The organism is Lentzea sp. NPDC051838 (assembly GCF_040681245.1).
Taxonomy (GTDB): Bacteria; Actinomycetota; Actinomycetes; order Mycobacteriales; family Pseudonocardiaceae; genus Lentzea.
In genome coordinates this window covers 43,750-57,619 of sequence record NZ_JBFAYI010000016.1, presented here as the reverse complement: position 1 = coordinate 57,619, position 13,870 = coordinate 43,750, and the positions used below count along the sequence as shown (strand labels likewise).

Annotated in this window: 15 protein-coding genes; 10 read left to right on the top strand and 5 right to left on the bottom strand. The window is 68.2% G+C overall.

What is annotated here, in order from left to right; genetic code table 11:
* Positions 1-14 precede the first annotated feature (14 nt).
* Complete coding sequence (locus tag AB0M24_RS29160; RefSeq protein ID WP_363774745.1) at positions 15-575, bottom strand: hypothetical protein; 561 nt, start codon at positions 573-575, stop codon at positions 15-17.
* On the bottom strand, positions 572-1,246 hold the full coding sequence (locus tag AB0M24_RS29155) for a hypothetical protein (RefSeq protein WP_363774743.1): 675 nt from the start codon (positions 1,244-1,246) through the stop codon (positions 572-574). The genes AB0M24_RS29160 and AB0M24_RS29155 overlap by 4 nt, the downstream gene beginning before the upstream one ends.
* A 3-nt stretch (positions 1,247-1,249) precedes the next feature.
* On the opposite strand from AB0M24_RS29155, the gene AB0M24_RS29150 reads away from it, so the two are divergent.
* Positions 1,250-1,501: a hypothetical protein gene (locus AB0M24_RS29150; RefSeq protein ID WP_363774740.1), complete on the top strand. Its 252-nt coding sequence runs from the start codon at positions 1,250-1,252 to the stop codon at positions 1,499-1,501.
* A gap of 336 nt (positions 1,502-1,837) precedes the next feature.
* Positions 1,838-2,680 carry a DegV family protein gene (locus AB0M24_RS29145; RefSeq protein WP_363774737.1) on the top strand — a complete coding sequence of 281 codons (843 nt, stop codon included), beginning with the start codon at positions 1,838-1,840 and terminating at the stop codon, positions 2,678-2,680.
* A 7-nt stretch (positions 2,681-2,687) separates the two neighbouring features.
* Here the strand turns inward: AB0M24_RS29145 and AB0M24_RS29140 are convergent, their stop codons facing one another.
* Positions 2,688-3,317 (bottom strand): TetR/AcrR family transcriptional regulator, encoded by a 630-nt coding sequence (locus AB0M24_RS29140; protein ID WP_363774734.1) that lies wholly within the window; start codon positions 3,315-3,317, stop codon positions 2,688-2,690.
* A gap of 200 nt (positions 3,318-3,517) precedes the next feature.
* On the opposite strand from AB0M24_RS29140, the gene AB0M24_RS29135 reads away from it, so the two are divergent.
* Genes AB0M24_RS29135 through AB0M24_RS29115 form a run of 5 tightly spaced genes read left to right on the top strand, consistent with a single transcriptional unit; the run spans position 3,518 to position 8,069 of the window.
* On the top strand, positions 3,518-3,793 hold the full coding sequence (locus AB0M24_RS29135) for a hypothetical protein (RefSeq protein ID WP_363774731.1): 276 nt from the start codon (positions 3,518-3,520) through the stop codon (positions 3,791-3,793).
* A gap of 10 nt (positions 3,794-3,803) precedes the next feature.
* A complete protein-coding gene (locus AB0M24_RS29130) occupies positions 3,804-4,532 on the top strand; it encodes a class I SAM-dependent methyltransferase (RefSeq protein WP_363774728.1) in 729 nt (242 codons plus the stop codon).
* Positions 4,529-5,992 carry a glycoside hydrolase family 57 protein gene (locus tag AB0M24_RS29125; RefSeq protein WP_363774725.1) on the top strand — a complete coding sequence of 488 codons (1,464 nt, stop codon included), beginning with the start codon at positions 4,529-4,531 and terminating at the stop codon, positions 5,990-5,992. The genes AB0M24_RS29130 and AB0M24_RS29125 overlap by 4 nt, the downstream gene beginning before the upstream one ends.
* 4 nt (positions 5,993-5,996) lie before the next feature.
* Positions 5,997-7,244 (top strand): glycosyltransferase family 4 protein, encoded by a 1,248-nt coding sequence (locus AB0M24_RS29120; protein WP_363774722.1) that lies wholly within the window; start codon positions 5,997-5,999, stop codon positions 7,242-7,244.
* A 48-nt stretch (positions 7,245-7,292) separates the two neighbouring features.
* The gene (locus AB0M24_RS29115) at positions 7,293-8,069 is read left to right on the top strand and encodes an SGNH/GDSL hydrolase family protein (RefSeq protein ID WP_363774719.1); all 777 of its coding nucleotides are present in this window, start codon (positions 7,293-7,295) and stop codon (positions 8,067-8,069) included.
* Here the strand turns inward: AB0M24_RS29115 and AB0M24_RS29110 are convergent.
* Both AB0M24_RS29110 and AB0M24_RS29105 read right to left on the bottom strand, forming a co-directional pair.
* Entirely contained in the window at positions 8,017-8,517 is a 501-nt protein-coding gene (locus AB0M24_RS29110; protein ID WP_363774716.1) for a GIY-YIG nuclease family protein, read from the bottom strand. The genes AB0M24_RS29115 and AB0M24_RS29110 overlap by 53 nt on opposite strands.
* The gene (locus tag AB0M24_RS29105; protein WP_363774713.1) at positions 8,514-9,263 is read right to left on the bottom strand and encodes a DapH/DapD/GlmU-related protein; all 750 of its coding nucleotides are present in this window, start codon (positions 9,261-9,263) and stop codon (positions 8,514-8,516) included. Before AB0M24_RS29105 ends, AB0M24_RS29110 begins: the two co-directional genes overlap by 4 nt.
* A 25-nt stretch (positions 9,264-9,288) precedes the next feature.
* Between AB0M24_RS29105 and AB0M24_RS29100 the strand changes: the two genes are divergently transcribed.
* The 3 genes from AB0M24_RS29100 (at position 9,289) to AB0M24_RS29090 (ending at position 13,727) form a co-directional block, all read left to right on the top strand.
* The gene (locus tag AB0M24_RS29100) at positions 9,289-9,564 is read left to right on the top strand and encodes a hypothetical protein (RefSeq protein WP_363774710.1); all 276 of its coding nucleotides are present in this window, start codon (positions 9,289-9,291) and stop codon (positions 9,562-9,564) included.
* Positions 9,565-9,568: 4 nt separating this feature from the next.
* Positions 9,569-10,417, top strand: a complete 849-nt coding sequence (locus AB0M24_RS29095; RefSeq protein WP_363774707.1) for a nucleoside hydrolase — start codon at positions 9,569-9,571, stop codon at positions 10,415-10,417.
* A 76-nt stretch (positions 10,418-10,493) separates the two neighbouring features.
* Positions 10,494-13,727 carry a GH92 family glycosyl hydrolase gene (locus AB0M24_RS29090; RefSeq protein ID WP_363774704.1) on the top strand — a complete coding sequence of 1,078 codons (3,234 nt, stop codon included), beginning with the start codon at positions 10,494-10,496 and terminating at the stop codon, positions 13,725-13,727.
* Positions 13,728-13,870 lie beyond the last annotated feature (143 nt).

The window sequence follows — 13,870 nt, the reverse complement described above, 5'->3', positions numbered from 1 at the left end:
GCGAAGGCTCCTGCCTATACGACGAGGACGTCGACCTGTGGTCCGCCGTCAGAGGGCGGGCCCCAGACCGGGTCCACGATCACCCGTGTGATCACGACGTTCGGAACCCCCTGCTCGGCCAGGTAGTCGCGCACCAGGCCTGCCCTTTCCATGGCGAGCACGTCACACCGGTGTGAGGCAGTCTCGCCGTTCCACGCGTGCGACACCAGGGTCACAGTGCCTCCGGAGACGTTGCGCAGGACACTGGCCAGGCTGCGCCGCACGTCCTCGCCACGGCCCACCAGCGACGCGGTGCCCGGCGCGAAGGTGATGCCCTTGACCGCGTGCGAGACGAACAGGTCGCGCACGTTCTGCTGGGCGGTGGCCGCGGTCATCAGCAACGGCGCGGCCGGCTCCATGCGCAGCGGCGACACGAAGTCCGACACCGGCACCGGGCCCTGCTGCGACGTCGGCACGGCGGCGGGCGACGACGACAGCGCCGTCTCCAGTTCCTCGCCGTAGACCGAGAACCCGAACGCCGTCACCGACGCGGGCACCATCAACGCTCCGACGACAAGCGGGACCCAACGCTTCATGACGCCGCCACCTGTTCAGGGATGTGCACCGGGGCAACGCGGTCAGCGGCCACCGAGAGAGCCGCACGTGCCGCGGACAGTTGCGAGTGGACGACGCGACGCAGCTCGTGCAGCTCGTCGGTCTGGTCGGCGACCTCGGCCAGCCGGCGCTGAGCCTCACGGCAGGCGACCTTCACGACGAACTCGGCGCGCGCCTTGGCCAGCGCTTCCTGCTCCTGCAGGTGTTGCGCGGCTTCGTTGCGGCGTCTGGTCATCGTGAGCTCGAAGAACTGCTGCGCCTTCTCGCGCTTGCGTTCGGAGTCGGCCTCGATGGAGTTGCACTGCAACGCCGTCTCGCGCAACAGCCGATCCGCGTCGGTCTGCGCCTGGGCCATCGCCTCGGTGCACTCGCGCTCGACCTCGTCGGCGCGCTGGCGGTGCTGCGCCTCGAGATCCGAGCAGCGGCGCTCCATCTCCAGCTCGCGGCGTTCCATCGCGGCGGCGCGGGTGGCGCAGTCCTGGCGGACCGCGTAGAGCTCGGACTCCGCCTCGGAACGCATGACCGTCGCCTCGCGGTCTGCCTCGGCGCGCAACGCGGCGAGCTCGACGTCGGTGCGCGCGCGGAGGTCCGTGCACTCGCGCTCGGCCTGCAGGCGCATCTCCGCGGACTCGTCCTCGGCGAGGCGGAGCATGCGGTGCATCCGTTCGGTGGCGCCCGCGTGCGTGCCCGCGTTGGACTCGAGGCGCTCGATGCGGGCGCGCGCCTCCTCGAGTTCACGGCGGGTCATTTCCAGGTGTTGGCGCAAATCCGCGGCCTGCGCCAGAGCCTCGGCGCGGTCGAGGCTCGTGAAGCGCAGCTGCTCCTCGAGATTCTCGATGTGCTCGATGACCTGACGGCGATGAAAACCTCGGTAGACAACGTCGAAAGCGGCGTGCAGCGGAACTAGTTCCTGCTCTTTTGCACCCATGGTCACCTACTCACTCAACCCGCCTGAAGATTGTGCGAGCTTACCCACGGCCGACACCCCCAACCAGCGTCGACAGTGAGCGCGGCGGGTTGCTGTAACACGTGGAATATCGGTCTTTTCCTGCACAAACGAGACTGTTGTAGATCAACTCCAAACAACGGTCAGTCACCCGATTGTGTCAAGTCGGACGCCTTTCCGAGGGGTTCACTCCATGCGTTCGCCGTGTACGGAAAGCAACCACCCAGGCGGAGGTCACACGAATTGACATCGATCGTTGGTGGCTACTCCGATCACCCTTCGTTAACCTTCTCGTTCGTGCCCTCACGAGTAGCCGTCGTCACCGACTCGACCGCGTCACTTCCTGCCCGTCTGGCGGAGCGTTTCAACATCATCACGGTCCCGATGCAGCTGAAGATCGGGTCGGAACTGATCGACGAGGCCTACGTACCGACCGACAGGCTGCTCCAGGCGATGGACGCCCAGATCCCGATCACGACCCAGCCGCCCGCCCCGGACGCCTTCTTCTGGGCCTACCAGGACGCCTGGGCCAAGGGCGCGGAGACGATCGTGTCGGTGCACGTGACGCCGAAGCTCTCCCCCGCGACGGACGCGGCGAAGGCGGCCGCGGCCAAGTCGCGCGTGCCGGTGTTCATCGTGGACTCGCATTCGTCGGGCATGACGCTCGGTTTCGCGGCGCTGGCGGCCGCGCGGATCGTGCAGCAGGGCGGCAACGTCCAGAACGCGCGCAGCGTCGCGGAAGAACGCGGCCGCAACGCCAGCGTGCTGATCTACGTCAACACGCTCCACTACCTGCGCCAGGCCGGACGGGTCAGCGCCGCCGCGAAGCTCTTCGGCGACGCGCTCTCGGTCAAGCCGCTGCTCACCGTCGTGAACGGCGAGGTCGAGCCGTTCGACAAGGTCGTCGGCCGTGACCGCGCACTGGGCAAGCTCGTCGACAAGGCGGTGGCGCTCGCCTACGGGCGCAACGTGGACCTCGCCGTCGAGCACTTCGCGGCCGAGAAGGACGGCCACGAGCTGCTGCAGATGTTGCAGAAGCGCATCCCGCACGCGCGCGACGTCGTCCTCACCCAGGTCAGCGCGGCCATCGGCGCCAACGTCGGCCCTGGCGCGCTGGCCGTCACCGTCTCGCCGTTCTAGAGCCGCTCTAGATCTGGGCGACTTCCTCCGCGAGGAGCAGACCGGCGTCGAACCCCATGGGCGCGAAGTGGCCGGCGAGCTCCAGCGAGAGCACGCCCTGCACCCGCGTCCAGAACGACAACGCCCGATGCACGGTCGGCGACGACGCGGGCATGGTGCTCGCCCACCCGCGGTCCATGCCGAGCAGAACCTCGAACGGGGTGTCCGGCTTGCCCGACGGGCTGGCGCAGACCTCCAGCAGCACCGCCATGATCTCGTTCGAGATCGCCGTGATCTCGTCCGGCGCGTGGTAGCCCGGCACCGGCGTGCCGTAGATCAACAGGTACCGCTGCGGATCGGCCAGCGCCCACTCCCGGATGACACCGGCGAGCGCCACCACCGTGGTGCCGGCCTCGAACGCGGCCCGGACGGTGTCGGCGAGGCTGCGGTACGCGTCCCGGATGAGCTCGGTGATCAACTCGTCGCGCCCGGCGAAGTACCGGTACAACGCCGGCCCGCTCAGCCCCATCTCCTTCGCGATGGCGTTGAGTGACAACGTTGTCACCCCGGCTGCCGCGATCTGCGTCCACGCGTGCCGTTTGACCTCGTCACGCACCTGAGCCCGATAGCGCTCGCGCGGCTTAGACCCCGTCTCCATGGTTAGACCCTCTCACATTCGCTATTGACACTCACGGCCGCCATCAGCTTAGCTTCACCCTGTCACCACAGTTAGATGTTCTAACTCCAGTAACAACTCGTAGCAAAGGTGAGACCATGGATGTCAACATTCGTACGTCCGCAACTCCGTCAACAGCGCCATCTACTGGGACGCTCGTCGCGGCCTGGACAGCTCCGGTCATGGTCATCGGTCAGTTCGGCCTGCTCTCCGGCATCCCGATCGCCGTCGTGCTCGTCGCGAGCCTGCGCAACCGCCGCGCGAAGGCCCTGCGCTGGTGGGCGGGAGCTCTCACGCTCGCCTACGCCACCCCGCTCACGCTCTGGCTCACCGGCCCGAGCGAGGCGCCGAGCCTGTCGAAGTACATGAGCCCGGCGATGACGGCCGTTCTCGCGGGTGTCGGCGTCGCCACGGCCATCGCGCACCAGGTGGTTCGCAGGAGGTCTACTGGCAAGTAACCTGGCGGGCGTGACCCTCCCCCTGACCGGCGAACGCACGGTGCCCGGTATCGCGGAAGAGAACTACTGGTTCCGCCGGCACGAGGCGGCGTACCTGCACCTCATCGGCCACTGCGCGGACGCGGTCGTGCTGGAGGCGGGCTGCGGCGAGGGCTACGGCGCCCAGCTGATCCGCACCGTCGCGCGGCGGGTGGTCGCGCTCGACTACGACGAGCTGACGTCGCGGCACGTCGCCAAGTCCTATCCGGAGCTGAACGTGCTGCGCGGCAACCTCGCGACGCTGCCGTTGCGCGACGAGAGCGTCGACGTCGTGGCGAACCTGCAGGTCATCGAGCACCTGTGGGACCAGGAAGGGTTCCTCGCCGAGTGCCGCAGGGTGCTCAAGCCCGGCGGGAAGCTCATCGTCACGACGCCGAACAGGCTGACGTTCTCGCCCGGCCAGGACACGCCGCTGAACCCGTTCCACACCAGGGAGCTCGCACCGTCCGAACTGGACGAGATGCTGAAGGAAGCTGGTTTCCGCGTTGACGAACTGACGGGGCTGCGTCACGGGAAGAGGCTTGACACCCTCCTGAACGGACAGATCATCAGTGCACAGGTCGAAGTCGCCCTGTCCGGTGCACCGTGGCCGGCCGAGCTCAAGGAGGCCGTCGAGTCGGTGACGGTGGAGGACTTCGACATCACCCCTGAGGACATGGACACCTGCCTCGACCTGGTGGCCGTGGCGGTGCGCGCGTGAGCCCGAAACAGACCGAGGGCACCTTCTGCCTCGTCCTGCACAGCCATCTGCCCTGGCTCGCCCACCACGGCGCGTGGCCGGTCGGCGAGGAGTGGCTCTACCAGGCGTGGGCGCACTCGTACCTGCCCGTCGTCGACATGCTGCGCCGGTTCGCCGACGAGGGAAAGACCGACGTCCTCACGCTCGGCGTCACCCCGATCCTGGCCGCACAGCTCGACGACCCGTACTGCTTACGCGGCGCGCACGACTGGCTCGGCAACTGGCATCTGCGGTCGCACTACGCAGGAGAACGGCTGCGCGAGCTGTCGACGTACGAGCACCGGGCGTCGTCGTGGGCGCTCGACCAGTTCGAAAGCCACTGGCGGCACGGATTCTCGCCGATCCTGCGGTCCCTTGTGGACTCCCGGACCATCGAGCTGCTGGGCGGGCCGGCGACCCATCCCTTTCAACCCTTGCTGGACCCCAAGGTGCGGGCGTTCGCGCTGCGGACCGGCCTCGACGACACCAGGCTGCGCATCGGCCGAGCCCCGGAAGGCATCTGGGCCCCGGAATGCGGTTACTCGCCCGGCATGGAGGCGGGATACGCGCAAGCGGGCGTCAAGAGGTTCATGGTGGACGGGCCCGCGCTGCACGGCGACACGTCGTCCGCGCACCCGGTCGGCACGAGCGACGTGCTGGCGTTCGGGCGTGATCTCGAGGTCTCGTACCGCGTGTGGTCGCCCAAGGTCGGCTATCCGGGCGACGCCGCGTACCGGGATTTTCACACCTTCGACCACCCGACGGGCCTCAAGCCGTCTCGGGTGACCGGCAAGAACGTGGCGCCGGAGGACAAGCGGCCGTACGACCCGTTGCTCGCAAGGGAAGCGATCGGCCGGCACGTCGAGGACTTCGTCGACACGGTCGTGCAGCGGCTGAGAAGAATCGACGGCGGTCTGGTCGTGGCGGCGTACGACACCGAGCTCTACGGGCACTGGTGGCACGAGGGTCCTCTGTGGCTGGAGGCCGTGCTGCGTGCGTTGCCGGAAGCGGGCGTGCGCGTGACGACCTTGCGCGGTGCGGTGGAGGCCGGGCATGTTGGGGCGCCTGTCGAGCTGCCGGCCTCGTCGTGGGGCAGCGGCAAGGACTGGCGGGTGTGGGACGGCGCGCAGGTCTCGGACATCGTGTCGCTCAACGAGTCGGTGCAGAAAGAGCTGCTGGAGCTGGACTTCCGCGCGGACGTGCGAGATCCGGTGCTGGACCAGGCGGTGCGCGAGGCGTTGCTGGCGTTGTCGAGCGACTGGGCCTTCATGGTCACCAAGGACTCGGCCGCCGACTACGCCCGCTACCGCGCGAAGATTCACAGCGATCGTTTCAGCGAGCTGGCGGCGTTGGCGCGCAACGGTCGTGGACATGCGAGAGCAACGGAGCTCCGTGCGGCGGACGGGCCCTTCGGCCATCTGGACGCGCGAGGAATGAGGTAGCGGGATGCGCGTGCTGATGTTGTCGTGGGAGTACCCGCCGGTGGTCGTCGGCGGGCTGGGCAGGCACGTCCACGCGCTCGCGACACAGCTGGCCGCGCAGGGGCACGAGGTCGTCGTGCTCTGCCGACAACCTTCCGGCACCGACGCCGTCACGCACCCGACCACGGACCTGGTGAGCGAGGGCGTGCGGCTGATCCGCGTCGCCGAGGACCCCGCGCACTTCGTGTTCGAGAAGGACCTCCTGGCGTGGACGCTGGCGATGGGGCACGCGATGACGCGCGCCGGGCTGTCGCTGGGTTCCTGGAAGCCCGATGTCGTGCACGCGCACGACTGGCTGGTCACGCATCCGGCCGTGGCGCTGGCGGAGTCCTTCGGCGTTCCGCTGGTGGCGACGATTCACGCGACCGAGGCCGGGCGGCACTCGGGCTGGCTGTCGCACCCGTTGAACCAGCAGGTGCACTCGGTGGAGTGGTGGCTGGCGAACCGCGCCGACTCGCTGATCACCTGCTCCTCCGCGATGCGGCGCGAGGTGGCACATCTGTTCGATGTGGACACCGACGTGGTTTCCGTGCTGCACAACGGCATCGAGCCGGGCGGCTGGAAGGTGCGGGCGAAGGACGTCGGCGCGGCCCGGCGCGAGTACTCGCCGCACGGTGACCCGTTGCTGCTGTTCTTCGGGCGCATCGAGTGGGAGAAGGGCATCCAGGACCTGATCGCGGCGCTCCCCCGGATCCGGCGGGCGCACCGGGGCACGCGGGTCGTGGTGGCCGGTGACGGTTCGCAGACCGAGTGGCTGCAGGAGCAGGCGCGCAAGCATCGCGTGCTGCGCGCGGTGGAGTTCGTCGGACACCTCTCCGACAGGTCTTTGGCGGCGTTGCTCACAGCGGCCGACGCCGTCGTGCTGCCCTCCCGCTACGAGCCTTTCGGCATCGTGGCGCTCGAAGCCGCCGCGGCCGGCACACCGCTCGTCGCGTCCACCGCGGGCGGGCTCGGCGAAGTGGTGCTGGATGGGGTGACCGGACTGTCGTTCGCCCCCGGTGACGTGGACGGACTCGCGCGTGCGGTCCGCGCCGTGCTGACCGATCCGACGTCGGCCGCCACCCGTGCGCGCGCCGCCAAGGAGCGTTTGGCGACGGACTTCGACTGGGCGTCGATCGCGGCCGACACCGCGGCGGTCTACTCCGCCGCCTTCGTGCGCGAGCCGCGAGTGCTGGGGCGCCCCAAGATCGCTACGGGTAATCTGTTCACTTGATCTTGGTACAGTCGCCGGTCCCGTTAACAAAAGGTGACCGAGGACTGAATGAAATACCAACGCTTCGTGGCGCTCGGGGACAGCTGCACCGAGGGCCTGGACGACCTGCTCCCCGACGGCCGGTACCGCGGCTGGGCGGACCGAGTCGCGTCCGTGCTGGACGCTCCGGGTTTCCGCTACGCCAACCTGGGTGTGCGCGGCCGTCGCCTCGACCAGATGCTGGTGGAGCAGGTCCCGTCCGCGGAGGCGTTGGAACCTGACCTCGTCGTGGTGTTCGGCGGTGGCAACGACGTGATGTCCGGGGCCTCAGCGGCGCAGATCACGCGCCGGGTCGACGCAATGGTGCGCGCCGTGACGTCGTTCGCGCCGACCGTCGCCGTCTTCACGTTGAGCGACATCTCGCACCGCATGCCGTTCGGCTGGCGCATGCGACCGCGCATTCTGGCGCTGAACGACGCGGTGCGCGTCGCCGCCGTGCGCTACGGCGCGTTGCTGGTGGACGTGGCGAACGACGAGTGCGTGCACGACTCGCGCTACTTCGGGCCGGACCGCCTGCACCTGTCGTCGCTGGGGCATCGGCGGCTGGCCGGGCACCTGTTGTCGGCGCTGGACATCCCGTTCGACACCTCGTGGATGGCGTCGCTCGAAGGCACGGCCGCTCCCGCCTCGGTGCTCGACCACCTGAAGTGGTTGCGGGACCAGGTGCTGCCGGTCGCGTACTCGCGCTCGCGCAACAAGCTGATCGGCCGCCAGCCGGGCGACGGCTTCCGCGCTAAGCGTCCGCAGCTCGCGCCGCTGTCCTTGCGGCCGCCCGCAGCCGGCTGACCGTCGCGGCGTACGCGTGCGGGTTGCCCTGGATGTTCAACGGGAACCGGCCGGAGCCGAGCAGCTCGTCTTCACGCCGGCGCGGCTCCGGATCGGCAACGCACGCGACACGACCGTGCGCCGCGAGCCACTCGCTCACGAAGGACTCCTGGTCTCCGAACGTCAGCCTCGACCCTCTGCGTTGCAGGGGGAGCTCGAAGTGGACGCCGAGCGTCAGGCGCAACGTGGACCCGGACGCATTGCCCCGGAAGTGGTTGCGCAGCCGGGAGTGCAGCGTCCGCTTGACCGTCGCGATGCCGACGTACAGCGCGGTGCCGTGCTCCGACGTGTGGCAGTTCTCGGTAGGGACACCCGGCGGGATCTCGTCGAAGAACCACACGTAGACGCCGGGTTGCCGGGGCACCTCGGCCAGCTCGGCCCCGCTGTACACGGGGCCGAAGTCGATCACGCCGGGCTCTCCAGCGACTTCTCCAGCGCCTCCTTGGCCTTGCGGGCCATGTCCGCGATGTCCGCCCGCCGCTGAGCGTCCGCCTCGTAGTCGGCACGCCGGTCCCGCACCACGCGGGCCGGCATCCCGACCGCGATCTTGAAGTCCGGCACCTCGCCGCGCACGACCGCGTGAGCGCCGAGCACGCAACCGCGGCCCACTCGGGTGCCGCGCAGCACCGTCACCTTGGCGCCGAGCCAGCAGTCCGGGCCGATGCGCACCGGCGACTTCACGATGCCCTGGTCCTTGATGGGCAGCGTGATGTCCTCGGTCTTGTGGTCGAAGTCGCAGATGTAGACCCAGTCGGCGACGAGGCTGGAGGCACCGATCTCGATGTCCAGGTAGCAGTTGACGGTGTTGTCCTTGCCGAAAACGACCTTGTCGCCGATGCGCAGCGAGCCCTCGTGGCAGCGGATGGCGTTGCCGTCGCCGATGTGCACCCAGCGGCCGATCTCCAGGCGGCCGTAGCCGGGGCGGGCCATGACGTCGACGCGCTTGCCGAAGAAGACCATGCCGCGCAGCACGACGTGGGGGTTGAGCAGGCGGAACTTGAGCAGCCGCCAGTACCGCACGAGGTACCAGGGGGTGTAGGCGCGGTGGCGCAGGACCCAGCGCAGCGAAGCGAGCGTGAGGAAGCGCGCCTGCTGCGGGTCCCGGCGTGACCTGGCCCAACGCGTCCACACCGGAGCGCCCCACATCGAAGTCATGAACGGCACTTTAAAGTCTCGCCACATGTGGGCGGTCATTGGTGTGTGGGACATCGATCCGGACAAGATCGACGAGCTGCGGGCGCAGGTGCCGCTGATGGCGTCGAGCAAGGTCGGGCTGCCGGGGTTCGTGCACGGCACCTGGACGCTCGACGGCCACATGATCCAGGTCTACGACAACGAGGCGGATGCGCGCCGCTACCACCAGGCCATGATCGACCAGGGTGCCGTCGAGCAGCCTGGCGTGCGCAACGTCGTGTGGGACGTGGCTGAGGTGGGAGCCGAGTCTCAGGCAGGCTAGGGGCATGGTTCACAAGCTGATCATCGACACCGACCCCGGCGTGGACGACGCGTTCGCGATCGCGCTCGCGGCCCGCTCCCCCGAGGTCGATCTCGTCGGCCTCACCACGGTCTTCGGCAACGTCGGGCTCGGCCACACCACCCGCAACGCCCAGCGGCTGCTCGCCCACCTCGGACGGACCGACGTGCCGGTGGTCAAGGGTGCCGAGGGGCCTGGCGGGGCCTCGGACGTGCACGGTGAGGACGGGCTCGGCGGGCAGGCTCACACGTTGCCGGAGAACCCGCGGCCGCTGCACGGCGAGGACGTCACGGGGTTCTTCGCGGACCACCCGGACGCGGTGGTCGCCGCCATCGGGCCGTTGACCAACATCGCCAAGGCGCTCGAAGCGGGCGTCACGTTCAAGCGGCTGATCGTCATGGGCGGCGGGCTCGGCATCGGCAACATGACGCTCCGCGCCGAGTTCAACTTCTGGGCCGACGCGAAGGCCGCGCAGACGGTGATCCGCAAGGGCAACCCGATCATCGTGCCGCTCAACCTCACCCAGCGGTGCATCGCGGACGTCGAGTTCCTGAACAACGTCGACCCCGTGCTGAGCAACCTCACCGGCACCTATCGGGAGTACCTCGCGCGGCACTCCGAGCAGAACTTCTCCGACCGCGAGGAGGGCATCCTCGTCCACGACGCGGTGGCCGTCGCGGAGGCGATCGTCCCGGGGAGCCTGACGCTGAAGACCCACGGACTCGACATCGACGACGAGGGCGCGCTCATTGCAGGAAACCACCAGGTCGAGGTTGCGGAAGACACCGATTGGCCTGCGTTGAAGGCCTTCATGGAGCAGCGCTTGTCCGTTTGACGACAACTTCACGTCGCTCTCTGGGGTTGCACGGCCACGATAAGTAGGGTCCGCCACCATGCAGCGAAGAGTCCTCATGACAGCTGCGGTGGCGGTGGCCATGACATTCGGAGTGGTCCCTGCCTCCGCACAGCCCCAGATTCAGGTGGTGCCGGATCCCGCGGCGCACGTGAACCCGTTCATCGGCACGACCAATCTCGGGAACACCTTTCCCGGCGCGGTCGTGCCGTTCGGCATGTTCTCCTTCAGCCCCGAGGCGAGTCGCGGCAACACCCTGCGCGCCGCGGCTCCCGGTGGCTACCGCTACGACGCCACGAAGATCCGCGGCTTCAGCCTCACGCACATGTCCGGCACCGGGTGCGCGGGCGGCAGCGGTGACATTCCGATCTTCCCGCACGTCGGAACCGTCACCACGTCGCCGACGCTGGACGCCACGGACGTCGTCTACGCCAGCGAGTTCGCGCACGCCGACGAGGTGGCCAAGCCCGGCCGCTACGACGTGACTTTGAAGTCCGGCGCCAAGGCCGAGCTCAGCGCCACCGAACGCACCGGTGCCGCGCGCTTCAGCTTCCCAGCCGACAAGCCGGCGACGGTGCTGATCAACACCTCGAAGTCGCAGGTCGGCAGCAGTGACGCCGTGACGTCGATCGACAAGGCCAAGCGCACGATCACCGGCTCGGTCACCGCCGGCAACTTCTGCGGCTACATCAACCAGGTCGGCCGCCGCAGCTACTACACGCTGCACTTCGTGGCGGAGTTCGACCAGGACTTCACCCAGGTCGGCACGTATCAAGACAACGTTGTCACGCCCGATTCGACGTCTTCCAAGGGCGGCACGACGTACGGGACGAACGGCTGGCCGGTGCTCGGCAAGGGGTCCGGCGCCTACCTCGGGTTCGCGCCCGGTTCGCAGGTCGGCGTCAAGGTCGGCATCTCCTACGTCAGCCTCGACAACGCCCGCGAGAACCTCAAGGCCGAGAACAAGGGTCAGTCCATTGAGGACATGAGGGACAACGCGTACATCGCGTGGCAGAAGCAGCTCAAGCGCATCGAGGTCGGCGGCGGCTCCGATGACGAGCGGACCAAGTTCTACACCGCGCTGTACCACTCCCTGTTGCACCCCAACCTCTTCAGCGACGTCAACGGCGAGTACGCCGGGTTCGACGGCAAACCGCACAAGATCGACAAGCGGAAGCAGAAGGCCCAGTACGGCACGTTCTCCGGCTGGGACATCTACCGTTCGCAGCTGCAGCTGGTGACGTTGCTGGAACCGCAGATCGGGTCGGACATCGCGCAGTCGCTGCTCAACCAGGCCGACCAGAACAACGGCGTCTGGGACCGCTGGACACACAACGGCGGCGGCACGCACGTGATGAACGGCGACCCGGCACCGATCGCGCTGGCGGCGATCACGGCGTTCGGCGGCGACAAGTACGACATCAAGTCCTCGTTGAAGTCCTTGGTCAAGGCGGCGACCGTGCCGACCGCTTTGGACCTCAGCAAGGACGGCTGGGCGGTGATGTCCGTGGGACAGCGGCCGTCGCTCGACAAGTACCTGCAGAACAAGTACATGCCGTCCGTCTCGAACGCCTGGGGTGGCGCGGCGGAGACCCTGGAGATCTCCGCGGCGGACTTCGCGATCAGCCAGCTCGCTGAACGCACCGGCGACCGCAAGACCGCGAAGACGTTCGCCGAGCGCGCGCAGTGGTGGCAGAACAACTTCGACCCGGTGGCGGACAAGACCGGCGGTTACATCCGCAACCGCAACGCCGACGGCACGTGGGTCAAGGACTTCACACCCGACACCGGCAACGGGTTCGTCGAGGGCAGCAGTGCCCAGTACACGTGGATGGTCACGCACAACGTCGCCGGGCTCGTGGAGTCGTTGGGCGGCAAGGAACGCGCGAACAAGCGGCTCGACGACTTCTTCCACAACGCCGACGGCAGCTGGGCTTTGACGGGCAAGGGCGGCGCGAAGTCCGAACTGGACAACGAGCCGTCGGTGAACGTCCCGTGGCTCTACAACTACACGGGCCAGCCGGCCAAGGCGCAGGAGACGTTGCGCGAGACCATCAACTCGCTGTGGAAGAACGCCCCCGGCGGCATTCCCGGCAACGACGACCTCGGCGCGATGTCGTCGTGGTTCGTCTTCACGTCGATGGGCATCTACCCGCAGGTGCCGTCGCGCGCCGAGCTCGTGCTGAGCAGCCCGCTGTTCACCTCGGTGAAGATCAACCGCGGCGGCGGCAAGGACATCACGATCAACGCGCCTGCCGCGAACAACGCCACGAAGTACGTGCAGTCGTTGAAGGTCAACGGTCGCGCCACGACCAAGACCTGGTTGCCGGAGTCCTTTGTGGAGAAGGGCGGCAAGCTGGACTTCGTGCTGGGCAAGACGCCTACCTCCTGGGGCAGCGGCGCTTCGGACGCCCCGCCGTCGTTCCGCGACGGCGAACAGCCGATCAAGCACGACCAGCCGTACTACCTGACCGTCGAGCCGCGCGACCTCGCGGTCGAACCGGGCAAGCCGCTCACGGTGAAGGTCGACGCGGTCAAGCTCTACGACGGCGACCCGAAGGCGACGTTCAAGGTCGACGGCTCGCTCCCGGTCACGCCGGTCAGCGGAACCGTGCCCGGCGAGTTCGTGCTCACCCCTGCCGCCGACGCGCGGGTCGGCTTCTACGACTTCACCGTCACGGTGACCGTCGAGGGTGCCGCGAAACCCGTGGTGCTGCCGAAGACGGTGAAGGTCGCGCCGGCCGGCAGCATGCTCGCCGCGGTGAACAACGTCGGCGCCTCCGCGGATGCCGACGGTGACGGCGACTTCGACGGCGGCGGCTACAGCTACTCGCGGGAGGCGCTGGGTGCCGCCGGTCTGAAGCCGGGTGGCACGGGCACCGTGGACGGACTCTCGTTCACCTGGCCCGCATCGCCTCCCGGCCGTCCCGACAACGCCACGGGCGCGAAGCAAACGCTTGCACTGTCGGGAACCAAGCTCGCCTTCCTCGGTTCAGCGGCCAACGGAGCGCGCACCCGTCCCGCGGTCGTGACGTTCACGGACGGCACCACCGCGACGATTGAAATCGGTTTCAGCGACTGGACGCTGGGCGGTGGCGGCGCAACTCCGAGCTACGGCAACGTGATCGTCGCGAACACGCCGTACCGCAACCAGTCGGGCGGCGGCAACGAAAAGGTGGCCACGCACATCTTCGCGACGAAGACCTACGTGGCACCGGAAGGCAAGACGCTGGCCAGTGTTGTGCTGCCGGAGGATGCAGACCTGCATGTTTTCGCTGTAGCACTGGGATAGCGCGTCCGGGCGTGGGTGGTTCTCGTCGTGCTGGCGGCGGGGACCACCCACGTCCTATCTTGTGACGTAAGCCAGAGCGACGCCGCCACGCTCTCAGCGTGAGGCGCCGCCATGCCCAATTGCGTGCGGTCAACGAGGATCGC

Bases quoted from the DNA above. Each gene is read 5' to 3' on its own strand.
- AB0M24_RS29160 (WP_363774745.1), bottom strand. From the start codon at position 575: ATGAAGCGTTGGGTCCCGCTTGTCGTCGGAGCGTTGATGGTGCCCGCG.
- AB0M24_RS29155 (WP_363774743.1), bottom strand. From the start codon at position 1,246: ATGCTCCGCCTCGCCGAGGACGAGTCCGCGGAGATGCGCCTGCAGGCC.
- AB0M24_RS29140 (WP_363774734.1), bottom strand. From the start codon at position 3,317: ATGGAGACGGGGTCTAAGCCGCGCGAGCGCTATCGGGCTCAGGTGCGT.
- AB0M24_RS29135 (WP_363774731.1), top strand. From the start codon at position 3,518: ATGGTCATCGGTCAGTTCGGCCTGCTCTCCGGCATCCCGATCGCCGTC.
- AB0M24_RS29120 (WP_363774722.1), top strand. From the start codon at position 5,997: ATGCGCGTGCTGATGTTGTCGTGGGAGTACCCGCCGGTGGTCGTCGGC.
- AB0M24_RS29115 (WP_363774719.1), top strand. From the start codon at position 7,293: ATGAAATACCAACGCTTCGTGGCGCTCGGGGACAGCTGCACCGAGGGC.
- AB0M24_RS29105 (WP_363774713.1), bottom strand. From the start codon at position 9,263: ATGACTTCGATGTGGGGCGCTCCGGTGTGGACGCGTTGGGCCAGGTCA.
- AB0M24_RS29100 (WP_363774710.1), top strand. From the start codon at position 9,289: ATGTGGGCGGTCATTGGTGTGTGGGACATCGATCCGGACAAGATCGAC.
- AB0M24_RS29095 (WP_363774707.1), top strand. From the start codon at position 9,569: ATGGTTCACAAGCTGATCATCGACACCGACCCCGGCGTGGACGACGCG.
- AB0M24_RS29090 (WP_363774704.1), top strand. From the start codon at position 10,494: ATGACAGCTGCGGTGGCGGTGGCCATGACATTCGGAGTGGTCCCTGCC.